The 22345-nt window shown below is 60.6% G+C and carries 19 protein-coding genes; 7 read left to right on the forward strand and 12 right to left on the reverse strand.

The window, feature by feature from the left end:
* Positions 1 to 8: 8 nt before the first annotated feature.
* From IB266_RS19985 to IB266_RS20030, 10 genes are all read right to left on the reverse strand, one after another.
* Positions 9 to 1184 (reverse strand): alginate O-acetyltransferase, encoded by a 1176-nt coding sequence (locus IB266_RS19985; RefSeq protein ID WP_192262185.1) that lies wholly within the window; start codon positions 1182 to 1184, stop codon positions 9 to 11.
* A gap of 11 nt (positions 1185 to 1195) precedes the next feature.
* Positions 1196 to 2761: an MBOAT family O-acyltransferase gene (locus tag IB266_RS19990; protein ID WP_192262186.1), complete on the reverse strand. Its 1566-nt coding sequence runs from the start codon at positions 2759 to 2761 to the stop codon at positions 1196 to 1198.
* Positions 2762 to 2968: 207 nt separating this feature from the next.
* Complete coding sequence (locus IB266_RS19995) at positions 2969 to 4102, reverse strand: mannuronate-specific alginate lyase (RefSeq protein WP_192262187.1); 1134 nt, start codon at positions 4100 to 4102, stop codon at positions 2969 to 2971.
* 11 nt (positions 4103 to 4113) lie between these two features.
* On the reverse strand, positions 4114 to 5565 hold the full coding sequence (locus IB266_RS20000) for an alginate O-acetyltransferase (RefSeq protein WP_192262188.1): 1452 nt from the start codon (positions 5563 to 5565) through the stop codon (positions 4114 to 4116).
* A gap of 11 nt (positions 5566 to 5576) precedes the next feature.
* Positions 5577 to 7166 (reverse strand): mannuronan 5-epimerase AlgG, encoded by a 1590-nt coding sequence (algG, locus tag IB266_RS20005; RefSeq protein WP_192262189.1) that lies wholly within the window; start codon positions 7164 to 7166, stop codon positions 5577 to 5579.
* 26 nt (positions 7167 to 7192) lie between these two features.
* Positions 7193 to 8683 (reverse strand): alginate export family protein, encoded by a 1491-nt coding sequence (locus tag IB266_RS20010; protein ID WP_192262219.1) that lies wholly within the window; start codon positions 8681 to 8683, stop codon positions 7193 to 7195.
* Positions 8684 to 8688: 5 nt separating this feature from the next.
* Positions 8689 to 10200 (reverse strand): alginate biosynthesis TPR repeat lipoprotein AlgK, encoded by a 1512-nt coding sequence (algK, locus tag IB266_RS20015; RefSeq protein ID WP_192262190.1) that lies wholly within the window; start codon positions 10198 to 10200, stop codon positions 8689 to 8691.
* Between the two features lie 9 nt (positions 10201 to 10209).
* On the reverse strand, positions 10210 to 11379 hold the full coding sequence (locus IB266_RS20020) for an alginate biosynthesis protein Alg44 (protein ID WP_060740778.1): 1170 nt from the start codon (positions 11377 to 11379) through the stop codon (positions 10210 to 10212).
* A 35-nt stretch (positions 11380 to 11414) separates the two neighbouring features.
* A complete protein-coding gene (alg8, locus tag IB266_RS20025) occupies positions 11415 to 12896 on the reverse strand; it encodes a mannuronan synthase (protein WP_371914118.1) in 1482 nt (493 codons plus the stop codon).
* A 100-nt stretch (positions 12897 to 12996) separates the two neighbouring features.
* Positions 12997 to 14313, reverse strand: a complete 1317-nt coding sequence (locus IB266_RS20030; RefSeq protein ID WP_192262191.1) for a nucleotide sugar dehydrogenase — start codon at positions 14311 to 14313, stop codon at positions 12997 to 12999.
* A 472-nt stretch (positions 14314 to 14785) separates the two neighbouring features.
* Here IB266_RS20030 and IB266_RS20035 point away from each other — a divergent pair, with 472 nt between their 5' ends.
* On the forward strand, positions 14786 to 15139 hold the full coding sequence (locus IB266_RS20035) for a hypothetical protein (protein WP_146042675.1): 354 nt from the start codon (positions 14786 to 14788) through the stop codon (positions 15137 to 15139).
* On the opposite strand, the gene yaaA is transcribed toward IB266_RS20035, so the two are convergent.
* Positions 15124 to 15903 (reverse strand): peroxide stress protein YaaA, encoded by a 780-nt coding sequence (gene yaaA, locus IB266_RS20040; protein ID WP_192262192.1) that lies wholly within the window; start codon positions 15901 to 15903, stop codon positions 15124 to 15126. The two genes, IB266_RS20035 and yaaA, sit on opposite strands and share 16 nt — an antisense overlap.
* A 293-nt stretch (positions 15904 to 16196) precedes the next feature.
* Here yaaA and IB266_RS20045 point away from each other — a divergent pair, with 293 nt between their 5' ends.
* The 6 genes from IB266_RS20045 (at position 16197) to IB266_RS20070 (ending at position 21505) form a co-directional block, all read left to right on the forward strand.
* Positions 16197 to 17321 (forward strand): polysaccharide deacetylase family protein, encoded by a 1125-nt coding sequence (locus tag IB266_RS20045; protein WP_192262193.1) that lies wholly within the window; start codon positions 16197 to 16199, stop codon positions 17319 to 17321.
* Between the two features lie 336 nt (positions 17322 to 17657).
* Entirely contained in the window at positions 17658 to 19052 is a 1395-nt protein-coding gene (locus IB266_RS20050) for a PhoH family protein (RefSeq protein WP_060740782.1), read from the forward strand.
* A gap of 256 nt (positions 19053 to 19308) precedes the next feature.
* The gene (gene moaC, locus IB266_RS20055; RefSeq protein ID WP_058542774.1) at positions 19309 to 19782 is read left to right on the forward strand and encodes a cyclic pyranopterin monophosphate synthase MoaC; all 474 of its coding nucleotides are present in this window, start codon (positions 19309 to 19311) and stop codon (positions 19780 to 19782) included.
* Positions 19779 to 20021 (forward strand): MoaD/ThiS family protein, encoded by a 243-nt coding sequence (locus IB266_RS20060; protein WP_092331917.1) that lies wholly within the window; start codon positions 19779 to 19781, stop codon positions 20019 to 20021. The genes moaC and IB266_RS20060 overlap by 4 nt, the downstream gene beginning before the upstream one ends.
* Before the next feature lie 3 nt (positions 20022 to 20024).
* Entirely contained in the window at positions 20025 to 20477 is a 453-nt protein-coding gene (gene moaE, locus IB266_RS20065) for a molybdopterin synthase catalytic subunit MoaE (protein ID WP_060740785.1), read from the forward strand.
* Between the two features lie 251 nt (positions 20478 to 20728).
* The gene (locus IB266_RS20070) at positions 20729 to 21505 is read left to right on the forward strand and encodes an ABC transporter substrate-binding protein (RefSeq protein WP_192262194.1); all 777 of its coding nucleotides are present in this window, start codon (positions 20729 to 20731) and stop codon (positions 21503 to 21505) included.
* 126 nt (positions 21506 to 21631) lie between these two features.
* Here IB266_RS20070 and IB266_RS20075 read toward each other — a convergent pair whose 3' ends face one another.
* The gene (locus IB266_RS20075) at positions 21632 to 22258 is read right to left on the reverse strand and encodes a transcriptional regulator (RefSeq protein ID WP_060740787.1); all 627 of its coding nucleotides are present in this window, start codon (positions 22256 to 22258) and stop codon (positions 21632 to 21634) included.
* Between the last annotated feature and the right edge of the window lie 87 nt (positions 22259 to 22345).

The raw sequence follows: 22345 nt of genomic DNA on the forward strand, positions 1-22345 counted from the left end.
CCTCTCTTTCAGTTTTGCGCCCGGTCGGGCGTCTCGGATGGGGTGTTGGCGGCTACGTTCTGTTGGCGAGCGCCGGCTTGCTTGAGCTCTGCGACCCACTGTGGGTCGGCGTCGCCGATTTCGTTGTTTACAGGCAGGTAACGTTCAGGGAACTCCCAGATCAGCACCTGTGGCGGGCTGTTCTTGAAGGCATCGCTCTTGAGATAGCTGAGCATTGGCAGAATCGGGCCGTGGCCGTCTTCGGCGTAGTTCACGACATCGCTGTGCAGGGCTTGCTTGAGTGCACCGACGAAGTTCCAGTTAGGGTTGGCGCTGTAGCTGGTGCCGATCAGGGCCACGGGCACCTGGGCATCGGCGAACAGCGCGTCGTCGCCGGCCGGCTGGTCGTCGGCTTCGCGGGTGTTGCGCTTGACCAGCGGCTCCTGGGCTGGCATCAGGTTTTCGAACAGCGGGTCCAGCGGCAGGAACTGGCGCAGGTCGCCCTTGTGGGTGATTTTTTCTGCAGGCTCGGTGACGAAACGCTGCGGCTCGCCGTTGAGCGGCGTGCGCTCGGCAATGGCCTTGGCCAGGTTCTCGGCAGCGACCTGGGCGCCTTCCGGGGTCCAGTGGGTGTCGGTGCGCAGGAACACTTGCTGGCCGCTTTGCTTGGCCTGTTGCAGCGGGCCGAGCAGGTCAGGCGCGAGGATATTGTCGGCCGCGACGCGAGCATGGAAATCCTGGTAGAGGTTGGCGTGGATGCTCGAAGGCTTCACTTCGCCCAGGTGCTCGGGGTACAGCCGCGCCTTGGCCGGCACGATCGCCATGACCAGGGTGATGCCTTGTTCCTTGAGCTTCTGGCGCACGCCTTCGACCAGTGCGTAGTTGCCTTGCAGGTTCAGCTCTTCGTTGACGATCGGGTTGAACTCTTCGTCGCTGTACAGCCACTGGTCGCGGCCCAGGACCACGCCTTTGCGGCCTTCGTTGAACAGCTTGTAGTCCAGCGCGGCCCAGATGTTGGTACCCAGGCGCTTGATCGGGAACTCTTCGTCGTAGTGCGTTTCCACGGCCTTGGCCCAGCGCCCGTTGAGCACAGTCGCGTCGGGGTTGGTGCTGAAGCCGAAGAAGCTGCGCATCGACCAAATACCCAGGGCTGTCAGGATCAGCATGAACAGCACGACGTAGAAGATGCGTAATGAGCGGGTCATATTCAGATCCCTCAGAACTGGAAGTAAAGGAACGGCGAGAAGCTTTGCGCCGAGAGTTTGAGAATCGAAGCGATGAACAGCAGCAGCACGAGGGCGCGCATCACGTAGCGCGACCAGTCCACGGTCCAGTAGGCCGGTTGCACCTGGGCTTCGACACCCACGGTGTAGCCCGGTTCATGGATCGCCGCTGGGTTGTCACCCGGTACCGCCTTGATCATCCCCGGCTGCGCAGTGGCCGGGCCGTTGGCCTCGGTGTTGACGTCAGGCTTGGTCTTGACCGGCGGACGGTTGGTGTAGAAGTCCCGCAGGCCGAAGAAGGCGAGGGTCACGTAGGCCACCACCAGCGTGGCGATTTGCAGGCCGGTGAGGTTGGCGCGAGTCAGTTCCGACAGCGACCAGTCGCCGAAGCTGAACATGGCGCCGTACATGCGACCGGCCACGTGCAGGTTCTCGGCCCGGAAGATCACCCAGCCCATCACCACCAGCAGGAAAGTCAGCGCCCAGCGGATCGGGTTGATGCTGCGTGGCGTGGTGTTGATGCCCACCGCTTTTTCGATGGCCAGCCACATGCCGTGCCAGGCACCCCAGATCACGTAGGTGATGTTCGCGCCGTGCCACAGACCACCGAGCAGCATGGTCAGGAACAGGTTGCGATAGGTCATCAGCGTGCCTTTGCGGTTACCGCCCAGGGTGATGTAGAGGTAGTCACGCAGCCAGGTCGACAGGCTGATGTGCCAGCGGCGCCAGAACTCGGTGATCGACTGGCTGATGTAGGGCTGCTTGAAGTTTTCCATGAAACGGAAACCCATCATCAGGCCCAGGCCGATGGCCATGTCGCTGTAGCCGGAGAAGTCGAAGTACAGCTGCGCGGTGTAGGCCAGGGCGCCGAGCCAGGCATCGCCCGTGGTCGGGTTCTGCAAGGCGAAGCAATGGTCGGCCACCACCGCCAGGGTGTCGGCGATGAACACTTTCTTGATGAAGCCCTGCATGAAGCGGGTGCAGCCTTCGGAGAACTTGTCCAGCGTGTGGGTGCGGTTGTTGAACTGGTCGGCCAGGTCGCGGAAACGCAACACGGGGCCGGCGATCAGGTGCGGGAAAATCGCCACGAACGCTGCGAAGTCGATCAGGTTACGGGTTGCCGGCGTGTCACCGCGATAGACGTCGATGATGTAGCTGATGGACTCGAAGATGTAGAACGAGATCCCGATCGGCAACAACACGTGGGTCAGGATGAACGGGTTGAGACCGAAGCCGGTGATGATGGCGTTGAGGCTGTCCACGCCGAAGTTGGCGTACTTGAAATAGCCCAGGATGGCCAAGTCCACGCCCACGCCGAGCAACAGCCAGCGCTGGGCCGGTTTGGTGCGCACACCGGCGGCGCCGACCTTCAGGCCGATCCAGTAGTTCCACAGGGTCACGCCGGCGAACAGGGCGAGGAAGTCCACCCGCCACCAGGCATAGAACACGTAGCTGGCGATCAGCAGCAGCAGGTTGCGATAGCGTTGCCCGCTCAAGTAGTACAAGCCGAGAAAGATCGGCAAGAACAGGAACAGGAACACGTTGGATGAAAATACCATCCCGATCTCTCCATGTTGAATCAACAGTCAAGGGCCAGAGCCCCCCCAAACCCCCCCATGAAACCGGGAGGTTGATTACATTCGAAACAGACCACATTCCCTGTGGGAGCGAGCTTGCTCGCGAAAGCGGTAGATCAGTCGGCATCACTGTTGGATGTCAGACCGCATTCGCGAGCAAGCCCGCTCCCACAAGGGGATCGTGTTGGCCTACGAACCTTTGCCTTTCTCGTTGGCCGGGTCGTACACCCGGGTCAAGTCCCCGCCGAGGCGGAAGGTCTTGAACGGTTGCATTTCATGCTTGCGCTCCAACACATCCTCGGAGCAGGTGTAGAGGCTGCAGAACGGTTCGAGCCAGGCGAATTTCGAATCGACCTTCAGGTCTTTCATGTCCTGCTCGTCGCCGTTCTTCTCTTCGAAGATGTCCGGGTCTTTCACCCCGGCCAGCACCCGGTCACCCAGTCGCTTGAGGGCGCCGTTGTTTTCCTGGCGCAGGTCCACACCGTTGACCTGGGCGAAGCTGGCGATCATTGCCAACGGCGGCAGGGCATAGTTGTGGTAGGACAAGGCCCGTTGCTTGCGCTTGAGTTCGTTGGGCAGGAAACCGTCGGCATCGACCTGGTTGACGCCGACCTTGTATTCCTTGACAGCCCAGTCGAACAGGTCGCGACGGTTGGTTGCCACGGAGGTGGCCATCACCGACCAGGCGGCCCAGTAGGAATGGTTGTTGGTCTTGTCCAACGGCAGGTTGTCCCAGTCGCTGACCACCTGATCGGCCATCCGGCTGAACCAGCCTTCGATCAGTTGCGCCTGCTCCTGGTGGTTGGCCAGTGGGCGCGACTCGGAGAACTTCAGGCGCACATAGGCCGAAGCCATGCTGCCCAGCGCCCATTTGCGCATGGACTTGCCGGTGTGGTTGAAGTCCTTGGACATCAGCGCATCGGCCTGGGCCCAGGCGGTCAGCCAGTTCAGCGTGCATTCCAACTGCTCGGGGCGGCCGTCACGCATGAACTGCATGACTTGCTTGCTGACGCCCCGCTCGATCTTGGTGATGTCGGCGGTGCTGTCGCGGAAGGCTTTTTCCGATTGCACGTTCAACGTCGCGCGGGCCTTGTCGGAGCCCTCGTACTTGCTGCGAAATTGCAGGGAACCGGTATAGGGCGTCGGCGTGGCGTCGCAACCTTTGGCCGCTTCGCCGGCCTTGACCTTTTCGATCGGTGCGAAGTAACCCTGTGGCGGGCGCAGCGGGGCCGCGGCCTGCGTGGCCCCGGCGAACAGCGCCAGGGTCAGCAGGGAGGGCGCCAGCAGCGTTTTCAACGTTCGGGTGCGCGTGGTACTGGTCATGAGACGAGACCTCATTGTCCGATTTGAGCCGTTTGTTGCCCGGCTTGCGGAGATGCGTTGCGTTTGCAGATTTTCGCTTCGATTTGCAGTGGCTCTTTACCGGCTTCAGGGCCCTGGACTTCAACGGCTAGCAGGTTCTGCGAAGCCCAGTCCTCGTCGGTGCGCAATTGGAAGGCGAAACGTCCGTCGGTGTCGGAGGTATCCGGTTTTTCGATCTTGATATCCTCGTGGCGCCCATTCATGTACCAGAGGGTGGCTTGCAAGGTTTTCACCGAGGTGTCGGCGAAGCGGATGTCGACCTGGTGGCTGCTGTTACGCAGATCCATGTTCTTGGTATTGACCATCAATTCGTTCTTGCCTGGCTTGAGCGCGGTCTTGCTGCTCATGAGGGCCGGCTTGCCTTCGCAACCGTTATTGTCCAGCAGCGCCATCATCTGGCGGTAGATGGTTTCCTGGTCCAGGCGATACAGCGGCGAGAATTCCCAGATGAGGATTTTCGGCGGGCTCTTCTGGAACTCTTCGCTGCCCAGGTACTGGATCATCGCGCCTTCCAGACCGCCGCCAGGGAAGGCGACGTTGAGGATGTCGGCGCCGATGGCTTCTTCCAGGAAACCGGCAAAGTTGTAGTTCTTGCCGCTGTGACTGGTGCCCACGAGGGTGATCTGCGGGTTGCCGGAATCGCTGAACAGGTCGCCGTCGCCAGCCTCGCCCTTGGGTTCGGTGGTGAACTGGTCCATGTACTGGATCGCATAGCTGGTGCCGCACAGCTGCCCTGCCATGTTGTGCAGGGTGCCGGTCTTGCCCATGCGGCCGGACTTCTTGGTCTCGAACTCACGCTTGGGAATGTCGGCGAAGGCCGGGATCTGCTTGACCTTCTCGGCGACGATCTTGGCGGTGCGCTGGGCGCCATACGGCGTCCAGTGCTGGTCGCCACGGAAATAGAAATCGTGGGCCGGCAGCGTCTCGGGCAGGTTTTCGTTGGTCAGCGGCGACAGGTCCGGCACCACATAACCCATCTGGGCGAAGCGGCCGAGCATGGATTTGTAGTTGGTCAGGGCTTTCTCGTAGTCGAAGGCGGCCTTTTCCTGTGGGTTGAGCTTGTTGCGGTTCACCAGGCCCCGGGTCGGCTGGTAGACGATCACCAGCTCGACGCCTTTTGCCTTGAACGCATCGTGCAACTGTTGCATGCGCTTGTAGCCGGCGGGGGTGGTGTTGAACTCGGTGCGCAGGTCTTCCTGGGTCCGGAACAGCCAGTCGCCCTGGGCCTGCACCAGCGTGGTGAAGTTCTGCTGGTAGCGCGTGGTGTAGTTCTTCGCATCATGGGCCGCCGGGCACAGGTTGCAGCACGGTTCGGCGGTGAAGCTCGGCGCCTTGATTTCATCGGCGCGCGCGCCGCTTGCAGCGGCGAGAATGCCGGCAGCCAGGGCGGAGAGGCCCAAAAGTTTGATCATCTGTGGGTTCATAAAGGTCATCCTCAGTCCCGCAATTCGGTCTGGCGTTCGACAGGGTCGATCAGCACGGCTTTCTGCTGGCGCACCAACAGGTCGAGAATTTCATCCTGGCGTTCGCCAAGGATCCCCGTGAAGCTGATGCCGCTGGATTTGGTCGGCGCGAGCATGGACACGCGGTACAGCTCGACGCTCAACGGCGAGTCGATGGACAGCGGGCCACTGCCGTTGGCAGCCAGTTCGCCGCCGACCACGATCAGCGAGACTTCGGCGTCGAACGGGTCGAGCTTGATGTCACGGTCGGTGTCGGACAGGTCCTTGATGTGACCGTAGATACCGGTCAGGCCGTTGGCCATGGACACGTTTTCGTAGAGGCGGATGTTCACGCTGTTACGAATCCGGATGCCGTGGCGGCGATTGCTGATCACCTTGTTGCCCCACAACAGGTTGTCAGCACTCTCATAGAGCGTGATGCCGTCGGTGTGGTTCTTGTAGATCTCGTTGTAGGCGATCAGGTTGTTCACGCTGTTACGGTCGATCACCAGGCCCGAGAGTTTGTTGTCGTAGCTGCGGTTGTTGAAAATGAAGCTGTCGTTGACCTCACGGGAAACAATGATCCCGTGCTTTTTCTTGGTCCCATAGACGGTGTTGTCGGCGATGATCAGCCGATGGGAACGGTCATGGGGGTCGATGCCGTAGACGATGTTGTCTTTGTAAGTGTTGCCCTTGACCACGAAGTCGCGGGTTTCGTAGCAGTAGAAGCCGTACCACATGTCCGAGAACTCGGAACCGATGATCCAGCCGGTCGGTTCCGGACGCTTGAGGACCTTGGCCATGTTCGGCGTGTACTGGGAAATACTCACCCCGTACGACTTACTGTTGGCGTAGCCGAAACTCGCCATCTTGGTGTTGACGATGTAGGTCTCGGTGCCACCCCAGGCCAGTAGGAACGGACGGAATTCCTTGGGCGAGCGGAACGTGGCGGGGCCGTTGTCCTTTTCACGCCAGCCGGTAACCTTGGTGTCGCGGATGAACATATGGCCATCGTTGACCAGGAATGAGCCGCCCTCTTGGGACAGGCGCAGTTCCTGGGTCTGTTTGTCGATTTCCAGGATGCCTTTCTGGCCGACCACGATCGGAATCTTCGCCAGGTAGATGCCTGGCGAAGTTTCGATGATGTACTTGGGCGCCTTCTTGGCCAGGTCCTTGAGGTTCATGTAGCCGTCGTCGAGGAAGATGGCCTGTGGGATACCGTGCTGACGCACCACCCACTCGGCCATCTTGTTGTCGCCGCCGATGAAGTCCTTCAAGGCGTTTTCCTGCATCATCCGACGCACGCTGACCTTGCCGGGCTTGGTGCGGACGATTTTTGCCGCGACCGCTTCGGCGGTGTAGCCGGAGAGGTCGGGCAGGGTTGGCTTGGCCAGTTCCAGTGGTGCGGTCGGTGCACTGTTGACGGTGTAGGTCTTGGCCCGTTGCAGTTCCTTGACCACGTTGCCCGGTTTGACCACCGGTTCAACGTTGGCGAACGCCGGCGAGCCGGCCAGCAGCATCGCTGCGACCAACAGGCTGATCGAACCTTTCATCGCCTGGCTGTTCCTGAGGTAGCGGTTCATATCGGGCACTCCCATGGCCATTCGCATCAGAAGCGCCAGATCACGTCGACAAAGGCGCGATGCATGTACGAATCGACCTCTTTGCCGTAGGCGTCGCCTGGCTTGAACACGCCGCCACGAAAGCGCACCAGCGCCGACGGCTCATCAATGGACTGACTCAGCGCGGCCGGCAGCAGGCCTTGCTTGAAGTACTTGGTAACGACCAGGTCGACTTCCTGGCCCAGGTCCTTGTTGCCGTCACGCAGCGGCAGGGTCGAGGTGGACAGGATCGCGCCGGTCACGTCATCGGTGTTGTTTTCCACGGCGTTGATGCCGTTGCTGCCCACCGGCTTGTTACCGTCTACGCGCCAGAACTTGTGGTACACCAGGCTGGCGTCGTATTCGTCACGCAACTGCCAGGAACCGAACAGGCTGGCGCTCTGGGTGTTGGCCATTTCGCCCCGGAACGCTTCGCCGAAACGGTGGACCCGCGAGCGGGTGCCGGTGAAGTTCGAGCGGTTGCTTTGCAGGCCGTTCTGTTCGTAGTCCTCGCTGGCGCGGGCATAGGCCGCACCGACTTGCCATTGCGGGTCGAGACGCAAGCGGATACCCAGGTCAGTGGCCCAGCCGTCCACATCGTCGCTGTGCTTGGCTTCTGTCGGGCGTGTGCCGTCGGCATTGAGCGGGTTGACGGTGTCGCGGTCGCCGGTCATGCCGGTGATGCTGGCCCAGTAGTTGACGGTGTTGGTGTTGCGCCAGTTGTAGGCGTCGCTGTTGGCTTCCAGGCCGAGCCAGGTCAAGTCGCCGTTCTGGGTCTTGTCCAGGGTGTCGGTGGCTTCGCCCGGAGTCGGGTAATCGAGGCTGCCATTGTCATGGGAGTGGTGGGCGCGGATAGCGGCCCACTGGCCTGGCATCCACTGGTAGCCCACGTCGCCATAGACGTGGAGGCGGTCCTTGTCCTTGGGGGATAGTTCCTTGAGGTCGGTGCGGTATTCGCTGAAGCGTTCGGCCACGCCGAGGTTGGCCCGCAGCAAGGTGGTGTCGAAGGTCCAGTTCAGGGCTTCGATGTTGGTGTCGCGCCATTGGCCGTCGTCATTGCGCAGGCGTTGGCGACCGAACTTCAACTGCTCGCCCGGGTAGGGGGTCAGGCCGCGGTAGCCGATCCAGAACTCGCGCATGGCCAGGTAGCTTTTCTTGGCTTCGCGATCGCCGCTGTCGGTTTGCTGGGTGCTGCCATCGGACTGCTGCAGGGTGTCGGTCTCGATGATGTCGGAGGACGTCACGGCCTGGGCCATGGCGTAGGCGCTCCAGGCACCGCTTTCGCTTTCACCGTAGACCCAGGGACGCAGGTCCAGGCCGACACCGTTGACGTCGCCACCGCTCTGGGTGCCGAGGTCACGGTCGTCTTCGGATTGGCCGGTGATCTTCACTTCCAGGCCGAAATTCTTGGTGTCGGTCAGGGCCGCCAGGGTCGGGCAGGACCACAGCAGGGCACACGTCAGGCCAATTCCGGCCTGCACGAAAGGATTGAGCTTCAAAGGCTTCATAGAGGTTCCTCGCCGTCATCTTCTTTTAGGGCTTGCAGTTCCAGCGTATCGGGGCTCATGGCGCCGCGAATGGCCTGCTCTTGTTTTAGCAGGCGCTGGGCTTGTGCAAGTTGTTCCGGCGGTAATTGTGCTTCGAGGGTTTGGGCAAGCTCGGTGGCTTGCGGGGTGTTCTGCACCTTGGCCAACTGGCTGAACACATAAGCGTTGACCGGGTTGGGCTTGGTGCCCTTGCCCTGGGAGAACAGCTGGGCAATGGCGAAGTCGGCACTGTTCTGGCCGTTGCGGGCGGCCTTGAGCAGGTGGTCCAGGGCTTTTTGCGAGTACACCTGGCCCAGGTAACCGCGGCGATAGATCTGGCCGAGGTAGTAATCGGCGGCCACTTCGCGGCCAACGGCTTTCTGGAAATGCGCCTCGGCGGCCTTGGCATCGGCCGGGACCCACTTGCCTTCGTAGTACAGCTTGCCCAGCAACAGCTCGGCGCGAGGCTGGTCGGCGGCGCGGCCGTTTTCCAGGTATTGCATCATCTTGTCGACGTCTCCCAGTTCCGGGAAGTCGTAAAGCAGTTGCGCCAGGCTGACCCAGGCTGCGGGATAGCCAGGGGCGATGCCTTCGAGCAACGACTGGGCGGTCTTTTCGTCAGTCTTGCCCAGGCTGGCATCGGCCAGGACACGGGCAACGCTGTCCACGCGCTGGGCGGATACGACGCCACGGGCGTGACCGTCCTGCATCTGCTTGAGCAATGCGGCCTGCTGTTCCGGCTGGCCGCGTTTCTGATAGACCGTGGCCAGTTCGACGTAGCAGATGTCCGTGGTCGCCAGCGCGGCCTTGCAGACCTTCTCGACTTCATCCAGGTGCTGGTCGTAGGTGCCCTGGGTGCGGTAGAGCAGAATCTGCGCCAGGCCCGCTTCCGGGTAGCCGGCGCTGCGCCATTGGCTGATCTGCTGCTGGGCGTTGACGTTCGGGAAGCTGTGGGGGTATTGCAGGTACAGCATCGCCAGCGGGATCAGGGTGTTACCTTCGCCGTTGGCGAAGGCTTTCTTCAACAGGCCTTCGGCTTCGTGTTTTTCCGCTTCGGTGGAGCCGGGCTTGGCCACCAGCAGGCGACCCAAGCGAGCCTGGGCCCGTGGCGAGATATCGGCCGCGGCGCGGTAAGTCGCCTCGGCTTTTTTCATCTGCTCGGGGTCGCGGCTGTCCACCTGGATGTCGGCCAGGCCCACCTGGGCCTCGCTGTAGCCCAGGTCGGCCAGTTGCTGGTAGTTCTGCTGTGCCAGCGCCGTGTCGCCGCGCTTGAGCGCTTCGTTGGCCAGGCGCTGGTCGGGCAGGCCGGCGCAGCCGCTAAGACTGACTGCCAGCGCCAGAGCACACAATGCATATCCTGTGTGGGAGCGAGCTTGCTCGCGATGCAGGCCGCTCGGTGTACCAGACAGACCGCGTCGATCCCATCGCGAGCAAGCTCGCTCCCACAGGGAATGCAGTGCATTGTTGTTTTGTGGAGTGGTCACGGGCATATCCTCGACTTAAATACCGACGGCCATGGCTTTGTCGATCAGCCAGTTCAGGTTCGGGCCACGGTCGCTGGTGACTTCTACCGGACGGCCGGCCAGCGAGCTGTCCAGGGGTTCGTCAGGTTGGATCAGCACACGGATATCGGAAGACAGGTCGGCGCTTTTCAGGCTGGTGCTGCTGACGATCTTGCCGGTACGAGTGGTGTCTTCGCCGGCGACCTGGAAGCTGACCGGGGTGCCTGGGCGCACGTCGCTGAACTGGCGATAGGAGAAGCGCGCTTCGACGTTGGCTTCGGTGCCCCGTGGGACCAGTTGGAAGATCACGTCGCCCTTGCTGGCGTACTGACCGTTGGCGACCAGTTGCTGGGCCACGATGCAGTCGCACGGGGAGGTCAGGGTGCCGGTCATTTGCTTGCCAAACAGCTCCTCGACCTTGGCCGGCTGCAACTGGTTGTCGTCCAGGTGACCCTTGAGCACGTCGAGCATGCTGGTGCTGAAGGTCGCCAGCGGGGCGCCTTTGGCGGCCACACCGTCAGCCTTGACCAGGCTCTGCACGGTGCCGTCGCGCGGCATGGTGATGGCCATGCCCGGTACGTTCACCAGGCCTGCCTGGGCGTGGCTGACGAAGTACATGCCGTACACCGACTTGAAGATGAAACCGAACGCCGCCAGGCCAACGACGAAGACCCCCAGGCTGAAGGTCACGGCGCGCAGGCGACCCATGGCACTCATGCCACCGTTTTCGTCTTTCTGCTTGCGGGCCTTGGTGAAGTTGTCGCGCTGCAGGGTCGCCAGCACGTCACCGACACCGACGATGTCGCCGGCCAGGTGCGAGGTGATGATGTGACGCAGTGTCGAGATGTCCCGCGGCTCCAGGTTCTGGAACTGGCAACCGGTGCGGCCGGTCTGGCGGTCGTAGGAACGGATCTGCAACTCCACGTCCATGGCCAGGCCAAGGTTGTCGATCACGAACTGCAGGCGAGCCTTGTAGGTCTCGCCAACCTTGAGCGGCAGTTGGCCGGCGTTGAAGCACAGCCCACCGGCGGACAGGTCCAGGACCTTGACTTCCATGGGTGTACGGTCGGGGCCGAAGAAGCGCAGCTTGGCCGGGATTTTGACCCGGGCATGTTGGCGCTGGGCTTCGGATTCATGCACTACGTTGACATTCACGGCGGTGTTCATAGGGGCGATTTCCTAGTTAATTCATTCAAGTCCGGTCAGACCATCGTCAGCAGCACGGCGACAAAAATGCTGCCGGCGGAGAAGGTCATGGTCCGAGACGACCAAGTGTTGAACCAACGTTGAAAGCTGGCGAGATCACGGGTCAGTGAGGTGGGCTGGCGGGTCCAGGACTGCTGGTCGAGGCGGAAGAACACGTAGATCTTCACCAGGGCACCGACGATCTGGTTGTAATAGAGAATCGCCGGGTAGGCAGGGCCGATCTTGTGTCCGGAGCACGACAGCAACAGGGTCAGCAGCAACCGGGTGATGCCGATCCACAGCAGGTACACCAGGATGAACGCGGTGCCGTACTTGAAGCTGGCGATCAGTGCCACGGTCAGGCCCAGCAGCGAGGTCCACATCGACACGCGCTGGTCGAACAGCACCACCGAGGTGAACAGGCCCAGACGGCGCATGCCCAGGCCCAGTGCCCGGGAGTTCTGCCGCAGGTTGTTGCCGTACCAGCGGAACATCAGCTTGCGGCTGGCCTTGATGAAGCTCTTCTCCGGCGGATGCTCGACGGTGTTGATCGCCGCATCGGGCACGTAGAACGTGTCGTAGCCCAGGCGCATCAGGCTGAACCAGCTCGACTTGTCGTCACCGGTCAGGAACTTGAAGCGGCCCAGGCGCCAGTGTTGCAGCGAGTCGCTTTCCACGTCGGCGATGAAGTCCGGGTTGGTGACCACGGTGGCGCGGAATACCGACATGCGCCCGGTCATGGTCAGCACGCGCTTGGACAAGGCCATGGAGCACATGTTGATGTGCCGCTGGGCGAAGCGCAGTTTGTGCCACTCGCTCATGATGTAGCCGCCGCGCACTTCGCAGAACTCGTTGGTGGTCAGGCCGCCGACGTTGCCGAACAGCTGGAACCACGGCACGGTCTTGCGCACGACGCCTTCGGCGAGCACGGTGTCACCATCGATCACGGCGACCACGGCGCGGTCGTCCGGCAGGTGGCGGGAGATGGCGCGGAAGCCGTAGGCCAGGCCGTCACGCTTGCCGGTGCCAGGGATACGCACGAAGTCCAGCTTGACCCGCTCAGGCGGGTTCATGCGGGCCCAGAGGCTCTTGACCAGCAATTCGTCGGACATTTCCACGATGGAGCAGACCACGGTGGTGGGCAGCCCGCAGTCGATGGCCTCGCGGATCACCGAGCCATACACCTGGGCAGTGGTCAGCGCATCGATCCGGAAGCTGGTGACCATCAGGTACACGTGGGACGGATCCGCCGCCTTGCCCAGCTTGCGGACCTTGCGGCGCAGGTGTGGGTAGACGATGTACAGGAAGATCATGCCGCGCACGAAATGCGTCGCTCCCATGGAGTAACGCCAGATGCCCACGGCGCCGATCAGGAAGATGAAGTCCTTGGATTCGGAGTCGAACGTGGACGTGGGCAGCGCCATGGCGATGCCCATCAATAAACTCAAGTAAAACAGCCAACCGGCGGCCTGAAGCAGGCCGTGCTTTAGCCTGTGCATAATCTGCATCCGTCTCTATCTCGGGCGGGCCTTGTGGGCGGCCCGATGGGTTAAGGCAGGCGAAAGGCCGGCCGAGGCATGCCCCGGCCGGCAAACAGACTTACCAGCAGATGCCTTCGGTCCGGCCACTCGGGTTGGTGGCCTTGGACATGAAGCCGACCAGGTCGATGACCTGCTTGCCTTCCGGTACGTTTTCGGTCAGCGCGCGGAACTTCTCGTCGCGGTTACCCAGGATGATGATGTCGGAGCTGTCGATCACCGAGTCGAAGTCGGCGTTGAGCAAGGACGAGACGTGAGGAATCTTCGACTCGATGTAATCCTTGTTCGCACCGTGGACGCGGGCGTATTCGACGTTGCTGTCGTAGATCTTCAGGTCGAAACCCTTGCCGATCAGCATTTCCGCCAATTCCACCAGCGGGCTTTCACGCAGGTCGTCGGTGCCGGCCTTGAAGCTCAGGCCCAACAGGGCGACTTTGCGCTTGTCGTGGCTGGAAACGATGTCGAAGGCGTTCTGCACCTGGGACTCGTTGCTGCGCATCAGCGAGTTGAGCAGCGGCGCTTCCACATCCAGGGTGCCGGCGCGGTAGGTCAGGGCGCGAACGTCCTTGGGCAGGCAGGAGCCGCCGAAGGCGAAGCCTGGGCGCATGTAGTACTGGGACAGGTTCAGGGTCTTGTCCTGGCAGACCACGTCCATCACTTCACGACCATCGACGCCGACGGCCTTGGCGATGTTGCCGATCTCGTTGGCGAAGGTCACCTTGGTGGCGTGCCACACGTTGCAGGTGTACTTGATCATCTCGGCGACGGCGATGTCCTTGCGGATGATCGGCGCATCGAGCTCTTCGTACAGCGACTGCAGGACGTCACCGGAGGCGGTGTCGAACTCACCGATAACGGTCATCGGCGGCTGGTCGTAGTCCTTGATCGCGGTGCTTTCACGCAGGAACTCAGGGTTGACCGCGACACCGAAATCGACGCCGGCTTTCTTGCCAGAGCAGTCTTCCAGGATCGGGATGACAACGTTTGCCACGGTGCCCGGCAATACGGTGCTGCGCACTACGATAGTGTGGCGGGTAGTCTTGTCGCGCAGGACAAAACCAATCTCGCGGCACACCGCTTCGATGTAGTTCAGTTCCAGGTCGCCGTTCTTTTTGCTCGGTGTACCGACGCAGATCATCGACAGGTCAGTATCGCGAATCGCCTCGGCGAAGTTGGTCGTGCCGCGCAGTCGGCCAGTTTGAATGCCTTGCGCCAATAGCTCACCAAGACCCGGTTCAACGATCGGCGATTTACCGGCGTTGATCATGTCGATTTTGTCTTTGGCGACATCCACGCCAACTACATCATGGCCCCGTGCAGACAGGCAACCGGCACATACTGCACCGACGTAACCCAAACCAAATATGCTAATGCGCATCGCATTTACCTCTGTTTTCACGCCATTAAATGGCCGGAGTTAATAGTGTTCAGCGGTCATCGAGCACTCGGAAGTGTGGAATGCAGGCGCCACAGTGCCGTGTGCAGGCATACAAAGTTCCGAGTGTCTAAATAAGTGCACTCAAGTTGTGCGCAAAGCGGCCTAGTTGTTATGACCTGCCCTGTTATGCAGCCAGTCCCTGTAAATCAAGAACGCTCGTGCAAAAAGTCTCTCACCTCTGATCCCTGGCAAAAGCCCACAAAATCAGAAGCTTGTGTGCTCGGGTGAGCACGTTATAGGGGCGCAGCCTTGGCCTTGTAGGGGATAGTAATGGTGCGTTATCTCCTGTCCTTTATAAGATGGATCCAAATAGGCGACCGTTTCGCTAAATTGCCATGACAACTTGGTTACTTGGATCGACGGCCTATGTAAGTCATCTCTTACACGCTCCGTGAGAATCGTTACCGGTGGTATGAGCCGTGCAATTTCACATAGTTCCGATCCGCTCATCGCGATTTTCGTAATTTTTCGAAATATTATCGAAGATGGCACTGCCCTCAATATGATGGCACTTGCCGTTTCATCCTTTGTTAATGGGGAGTTAGGTGGGGTAGATAGTTTTGTGCCACTACGGATAAAAAATTTTGGTGCCACTACGCAAAAAACTGACGAGTGTCGAGTGAAAGAAAAGTTAGCGGGGGAGTGGGGCGATTTATTGACGTCACGAAACTGGCGAAACAGGCGGGGAACTAAGATGACAGATCGGGGCTTGATCGAAGTCCCCGATCAGGGACGATATAAGGTTATGCCTTATTCGGGAGCGTGATCGCGCAAGAACACGAGTTTGTCCTGGCTCGATTGTTGTGCGTTGAAGCGATAGCCCTGAACATCGAATTGGCTGAGTGCCGCAGGGTCGTTGATGCGTTCTTCAATGATGAAACGACTCATCAGGCCCCGGGCCTTTTTGGCATAGAAGCTGATGATCTTGTACTGGCCATTTTTCAAGTCGCGGAATTCGGTATCGATGACGCGCGCTTTCAGTGCGCTGCGCTTGACCGCCGAGAAGTATTCATTGGACGCCAGGTTCAGCAGTACGTCATCGCCTTGTTCGGCGAGGGCTTCGTTCAGCCATTCGCTGATGCGCGTGCCCCAGAAGGCATACAGGTCCTTGCCGCGGGCATTGGCCAGCTTCGTGCCCATTTCCAGGCGATAGGGTTGCATCAGGTCCAGTGGGCGCAGCAGGCCATAGAGGCCGGAGAGCATGCGCAAATGTTGCTGGGCATAGTCGAAGTCGGCTTCGCCAAAGCTTTGCGCATCGAGGCCGGTGTACACGTCACCCTTGAAGGCCAGCAGCGCCTGCTTGGCGTTGGCCGGGGTGAACGCCGGCGTCCAGCTGCCGAATCGCGCGGCATTGAGGCCGCCGATCTTGTCGGAGACATGCATCAGCTCGCTGATCTGCGCCGGCGAGAGTTCGCGCAGCTGTTCGATCAGCTCCTGGGAGTGATCCAGGTACTGCGGCTGGGTAAAGCGCGCGGTGGCCGGCGGTGTTTCGTAATCGAGGGTCTTGGCGGGGGAAATCACCATCAGCATGCAATCGTCTCCTTGAAGGTTCGGCGATTCTAGGGGGTTGTCCGGGTGGACTCCAGCTATCGAGGCAATAGGTGATGGATGGGCGAGCATTGATGGGTTTTTGTGGCGAGGGAGCTGTGGGAGCAAAGCTTGCTCGCGATGAACGATGACGCAGTCTTGCAGATGGACCGTGTCGCCTGCATCGCGAGCAAGCTTTGCTCCCACAGGTCTGCTCCCCAAGTCCACTGACCGCAAGGGTATTGCGCCAGGATCGGCTATGATGCCGCGCGGGTTTCGTTATGGAGACATCCCTTTTGCGCATCGCCCTTGTGTTATCGGCCTGGCTGTTGAGCTTCGGCGCCCTCGCGGGGCCCAACGACGTCGCCACCCTCGACCGCACCACCTGGCCGGAACAACTCACCAGCCCGACGCTGTTCGACGTGGCTTCGCGGGCCGAGATCCTGATGTTCGCCCGGGGCTTGCTGGACGTCGATGCCATGGACGAAATCGCGCTCAAGCAGTACCTGGGGCTGCGCACGGTCAATATGGCCGCGATCGACGCCCTTCGCGCCCGGCTGTGGCAACGATTGCTGAGCAACTACAACTTTGCCCAGCGCAGTTGCGATCAGGATGCGTCCTTCTGTTACCTGGTCGAGGACATGGCGACCCTGCGTGAAGAGGCCCGCAGGTTCCATCTCGATGACGATTCCTACTACATCAAATGGGCGGCACCGAGCCAGATCTTTCATACGCAATATCGTGATGAACTGCTACGCAAAGCCGCACTTTTTCCGCAAACCAGCAGTGAAATCGCCCGTTTTGGCGAATACGAGCGCAACGGCGAGGAGATGAACGACCGGCTGTTCCTGTTGACCTTCGACAGCGCCGCCAACGTCGTGCCGGACAACACCCCGTGGCTGACCGAATACCTGCGCAAGGCGAACATGAACGGCACCTTCTTCGTGCTGGGCAAGGACATCCAGGCGCGGTTGGAAGAGCGCTCGGTCAACAATCTCCAGATGTTGTATGCGGGACAGTGCGTGGGTGTGCAGGGCTGGGAGTTCCGTTCCCACAGTCATTGGCAGGACTGGCAAGACTCGGTCCGGCGCAGTGTCGAACTGGTCAAGGGCAAACTGCCCGAGAATTACGTGCCGCTGTTCCGCCCGCCCCAAGGCCAGCGTCGTGGCGATGCTGAAGGATTTTTCCGACAGCAGGGCCTGCAGGTGGCGCTGTGGGACATCGATCCCCAGGACAGCGGCAATCGGCTCAAGCCTGAGCAAAGCGCCCAGCGTGTGCTGACCCTGATGCTGCTGTGGCGCCACGGGGTGATCAATTTCAACGCCAAGCAGGATGGGGTGAAAACGGCGATGCCCTGGCTCATGGCGCAGACGGCGCAGAGCGGGATCGGTTGGGCGGACTGTCAGGAGGCGTTTCGCTGAAACCGGGAAAGGCCCGGAAACATTGGGGAAGGAGGAAAATCCGGGACACATTCATGACAACCGGACTTCCGACTTTAACGGCGCGACGGCGGTACGCCAAGGGTTATTCGTCACTCTGAAAAATAAACTTCAAAAAAGCGTCAAAGTGCTTTTTCCTGTCATGGTTTTTGGAGTATCAAGAAGTCAGACCGCCGAAACCTGCAACACAGGTGGCGTCTTCCAAGACCCAGATTGTGTGCAGTTCACCTGAATCCTCGCGGGTGAATTCGGTGGCTACCTCGAGGCGCAGCACTGTCACGGTATTGCGTCGAATGGCCCCCACATAGGTGACCGAGTATGGATGACCACGGACGTAGCCCTTCCTCCAACCAGCCAATCCTCTATGTACTCGATACCAACGTATTGATCCACGATCCAAACGCGCTCCTGAACTTCGAAGAACACCACGTCGCCATCCCGATGACCGTGCTTGAAGAGCTGGACAAGCTCAAGAGCGGGCACCACAGCGTTGCGGCCGAATGCCGGCAGGCGATCCGCCTGATCGACAAGACCTTGGGGGATGCCTCCCCGGAAGACGTTGAGCTCGGCGTGCCGATCCAGCGCGGCAAAAGTGGTCCCAAGGGCCTGCTTTCGATCCTGATGAGCAAGCGCACCGAACCCAACCTGGTGCTGCCTGAACACCTGAACGACAACATCATCATCAACCAGTTGATCGACCTGCACGCGCGCAACAAGGACCAGTCCGTGGTGCTGGTGACCAAAGACATCAACATGCGCCTCAAGGCCCGCGCCTGCGGGATCGCGGCGGAGGACTACAGCACCGACCAACTGGTTGATGACGTTTCGCTGTTGCCCAACGGCTACCACACCATGACCGGCTCCTTCTGGGACCGTGTGAGCAAGGTCGAGACTCGCCAGGACCATGGCCGCACCTGGCACCAGGTGCAACTGATCGACAACCTGCCGGCCGTGCACATCAACGAGTTCATCATCGACGAACAAGGCTTCGTCGGCTGGATCAAGGAAATCCAGGTCGACAAACTGCTGATCCTCGACTTGCACCAGGAACCGCTGCTGCACCAGGAAGCCTGGGGCCTCAAGCCACGCGACATCTACCAGAGCCTGGCCCTGTTCGCCTTGCTCGACCCGGATATCCACCTGGTCAACCTGTCCGGCGCCGCCGGTTCCGGCAAGACCATCCTGGCCCTGGCCGCCGCCATCGAGCAGACCATGGTCAGCAAACGCTACCGGCGCATCATCGCCACCCGCAGCGTGCAGGGCCTGGACCAGGAGATCGGTTTCCTGCCCGGCACCGAGGCGGAAAAAATGGAACCGTGGCTGGGTGCGATCACCGACAACCTCGAAGCCTTGCACATGGATGACGAAAGCACCCATGGCAGCGTCGACTACATCCTCAGCAAAGTGCCGTTGCAGTTCAAATCCCTCAACTATATTCGCGGGCGCAGCTTCCAGCAGAGCCTGATCCTGATCGACGAATGCCAGAACCTGACCCCGCACCAGATGAAAACCATCATCACCCGTGCCGGCGCCGGTTCCAAAGTGGTGTGCCTGGGTAACCTGGCGCAGATCGACACCCCTTACCTGTCCGCGACCAGCTCCGGGCTGACCTACCTGACCGAACGCTTCAAGGACTTCCCCAACGGGGTCCACATCACGCTGCAGGGCGTACCGCGCTCGATCCTGGCCGAATACGCCGAATCCCACCTGTAACCCCAACCCAGCCGGGCGGCCTTCAAGCCGCCCGGTTTTTCATGGCTGTACAAAAACTGTGGGAGCGAGCTTGCTCGCGATGACGGTGTATCAGATAAAAAATAAGTGTCTGACCCACCGCCATCGCGAGCAAGCTCGCTCCCACAAGGTTTTGCGCTGACTTTCGAGTCCGATACGCAAGTGGGGTGCGACAATCAACCCTGCCGGAATCTGACCCACAGGTTTACAATCGACATTCCCGATCAGGAGTAACCCTGTGCTGACTCATCTCGATTCCCAAGGTCGCGCCAATATGGTCGACGTGACCGACAAGGCCGTGACGTTCCGTGAAGCCACGGCCGAGGCCTTTGTGCGCATGCTGCCCGACACGCTGCAGATGATCGTCAGCGGCGGTCACCCCAAGGGCGACGTGTTCGCCGTCGCGCGCATCGCCGGCATCCAGGCTGCCAAGAAAACCAGTGACCTGATTCCGCTCTGCCACCCGTTGCTGCTCACCGGCGTCAAGGTCGAGCTCAACGCCGAGGGCGAGGACCGGGTGCGCATTGTCGCCCGCTGCAAACTGTCGGGGCAGACCGGCGTGGAAATGGAGGCCCTCACGGCCGCCAGCGTCGCCGCGCTGACCATCTACGACATGTGCAAGGCCGTCGACCGTGGCATGACCATCGAAGGCGTGCGAGTGCTGGAGAAACTCGGCGGCAAGAGCGGCCATTTCCAGGCGGATGCGTCATGAAGATTACCGTGAAGTTCTTTGCCCGTTATCGTGAAGCGCTTGGTGTGGATGCGGTAAAGGTGGAAGGCGATTTCGCCACGGTCGACGACGTGCGCGTGCTGCTTGCCCAGCGTGACGGTGCCGACGTGCTGAAGGAGCAGAACCTGATGTGCGCACGCAACGAAGACCTGTGCCAGCTCGACGAGCCCCTGGCGGACGGTGACGAAGTGGCGTTCTTTCCTACCGTGACCGGAGGCTGAGCCGTGGCGATTCGTGTGCAGGTCGAACCGTTCGACCCGGGCGTCGAAGTCAACGCGATGCACGCGGCCAATGTCGGCGTGGGGGCGGTGGTGAGCTTCGTCGGCTACGTGCGTGATTTCAATGACGGCCTCGACGTGTCCGGGATGTTCCTGGAGCACTATCCGGGCATGACTGAAAAGGCCTTGGGCAAGATCGCCAGCGAGGCCGAGCAGCGCTGGCCGTTGCTCAAGCTGGAAGTGCTGCACCGCATCGGTGCCCTGGAACCGGGCGAGCCGATAGTCTTCGTCGCGGCCGCCAGTGCTCATCGCCAGGCGGCGTTCGACGCCTGCGCCTTTGTCATGGACTACCTCAAGACCCGTGCGCCGTTCTGGAAAAAGGAAAACACCGTCGATGGCCCGCGCTGGGTTGAAGGGCGGGACAGTGATCATGCGGCGGCGGATCGCTGGAAGCAGTAAGCCCCCTGTTGTTGTTTCGCAAGCCATGAGTCTGTCATCGCGAGCAAGCTCGCTCCCACACTGGATCTTTATGCATCAAGGATCCCCTGTGGGAGCGAGCTTGCTCGCGATGAGGCCATCAGCCACCCATCACATCCCCCTGCCTACCGATTGACGATATGTACATTAAAGTCCAGTATGGATTTATAAGTACAAAACAACTGCGTCCACCTTTCTCTGCCAAACCAACAACAACCTGCGAGAGATTGATCATGAGCAAACTCCCCCTCATCACCGGCCTGGCCTTGAGCCTGTTGGCCTCCAGTAGCCTGTTCGCCGCTGAGAAAACCTTGCGCATCGGCATCGAGGCAGCCTATCCGCCGTTTGCTTCCAAGACCTCGGAAGGGAAAATCGAGGGGTTCGACTACGACATCGGCAATGCCCTGTGCGCGCAGATGGAGGTCGAGTGCGAATGGATCGAGGGTGAGTTCGACGGGCTGATTCCATCGCTCAAGGTGAAGAAGATCGACCTGGCGTTGTCGTCCATGACCATCACCGAAGAGCGCAAGAAGTCAGTGGATTTCACCCACAAGTACTACTTCACCTCATCGCGCCTGGTCATGAAGGAAGGGGCAGTGGTCGATGATCAGTACGCCAGCCTCAAGGGCAAGACCGTGGGCGTGCAACGGGCCACCACCACTGACCGCTACGCCACTGAAGTGCTCGAACCCAAGGGTGTGACGGTCAAGCGCTACAGCAACAACGAAGAAATCTACATGGACCTGGCGTCCGGTCGCCTGGACGCGATTTTCGCCGACACCATCCCGCTGGAAGACTTCCTGTCGATGCCCCGGGGCAAGGGCTACGCGTTTGTCGGCCCCGAACTCAAGGACCCGAAATACGTCGGCGAGGGCGCCGGTATCGCGGTGCGCAAAGGCAATACCCAACTGGTGGCGGACTTGAACAAGGCCATCGATGGGATTCGGGCCAATGGGAAGTACCAGGAGATCCAGGCCAAGTATTTCAAGTCGGATATCTATGGTGACTGATTAATCGCTATCGCGAGCAAGCTCGCTCCCACAGGGGATTGGTGTCGTACACGATATCTGTGTGCAATGAGATCGAATGTGGGAGCGAGCTTGCTCGCGAAGGCGCCAGGCCAGGCAATACAAATCTCAGCCCTTCAACTCCTTCAAATGCTTGTACACCGTCGCCCGGCCCATGTTCAGCACATTGGCCACATAGTTGGACGCGCTCTTGCCCTTGAAGGCGCCTTCGGCATGCAGCGCCAGCACCAGCTCGCGTTTGTGATCGCGGGTCAACAGGTTCAGGCTCAGCTGACGCTCGCGCATCCAGGCGTGGAGGAAGGTGTTGATCCGCTCCTGCCAGTCATCGCGAAACAGTGAGTCCGGCTGGGGAATCAACTTGCCCGGCGACAGGAACAAATCCAACGCGGCCTTGGCATTCTCGAACAGCGAAATATTCAGGTTGATGCACAGCACCGCCAGCGGATGACCGTGGGCGTCGCGCAGGACGCTGCTGAGGCTGCGAATCTTCTGTCCGTCCCAGTTCAGTTTCTCGTACGGCCCGATGTTACGTTCGCTGACGTCCTCACTGAGCATGTCTTCCAGGGACGAGTCATCGCCAATCTCGCGCTTGGACAGGTTATTGGCGATGTAATCGACTTTCTGGCTGCGCAGGTCGTGCAGCACCACTTCGGCGTGGGGGTAGAACAGCGTGGCGATGGCGTCGGCGATGGTGCGGAAGTTTTCCAGCGCCGGATCGGATGGCGAAGCGGTCATGACAGGGCTCCAGGCAGCGTCAGCGCCCCGTGGAACAGGGGCGCGGGGGAGTGTGCCGCAATCGTGGCGATGCGTCACCCCGGTTGG

The sequence above is a fragment of the Pseudomonas sp. Pdm06 genome (genome assembly GCF_014851795.1).
GTDB classification, from domain to species: Bacteria; Pseudomonadota; Gammaproteobacteria; order Pseudomonadales; family Pseudomonadaceae; genus Aquipseudomonas; species Aquipseudomonas fluorescens_AA.

Coding starts and splice junctions, on each gene's coding strand:
- IB266_RS19985 (WP_192262185.1), bottom strand. CDS start 1,184: ATGACCCGCTCATTACGCATCTTCTACGTCGTGCTGTTCATGCTGATC.
- IB266_RS19990 (WP_192262186.1), bottom strand. CDS start 2,761: ATGGTATTTTCATCCAACGTGTTCCTGTTCCTGTTCTTGCCGATCTTT.
- IB266_RS19995 (WP_192262187.1), bottom strand. CDS start 4,102: ATGACCAGTACCACGCGCACCCGAACGTTGAAAACGCTGCTGGCGCCC.
- IB266_RS20000 (WP_192262188.1), bottom strand. CDS start 5,565: ATGAACCCACAGATGATCAAACTTTTGGGCCTCTCCGCCCTGGCTGCC.
- algG (WP_192262189.1), bottom strand. CDS start 7,166: ATGAACCGCTACCTCAGGAACAGCCAGGCGATGAAAGGTTCGATCAGC.
- algK (WP_192262190.1), bottom strand. CDS start 10,200: ATGCCCGTGACCACTCCACAAAACAACAATGCACTGCATTCCCTGTGG.
- IB266_RS20020 (WP_060740778.1), bottom strand. CDS start 11,379: ATGAACACCGCCGTGAATGTCAACGTAGTGCATGAATCCGAAGCCCAG.
- alg8 (WP_371914118.1), bottom strand. CDS start 12,896: ATGCACAGGCTAAAGCACGGCCTGCTTCAGGCCGCCGGTTGGCTGTTT.
- IB266_RS20030 (WP_192262191.1), bottom strand. CDS start 14,313: ATGCGCATTAGCATATTTGGTTTGGGTTACGTCGGTGCAGTATGTGCC.
- IB266_RS20035 (WP_146042675.1), top strand. CDS start 14,786: ATGAGCCGTGCAATTTCACATAGTTCCGATCCGCTCATCGCGATTTTC.
- yaaA (WP_192262192.1), bottom strand. CDS start 15,903: ATGCTGATGGTGATTTCCCCCGCCAAGACCCTCGATTACGAAACACCG.
- IB266_RS20050 (WP_060740782.1), top strand. CDS start 17,658: ATGGATGACCACGGACGTAGCCCTTCCTCCAACCAGCCAATCCTCTAT.
- IB266_RS20060 (WP_092331917.1), top strand. CDS start 19,779: ATGAAGATTACCGTGAAGTTCTTTGCCCGTTATCGTGAAGCGCTTGGT.
- IB266_RS20070 (WP_192262194.1), top strand. CDS start 20,729: ATGAGCAAACTCCCCCTCATCACCGGCCTGGCCTTGAGCCTGTTGGCC.
- IB266_RS20075 (WP_060740787.1), bottom strand. CDS start 22,258: ATGACCGCTTCGCCATCCGATCCGGCGCTGGAAAACTTCCGCACCATC.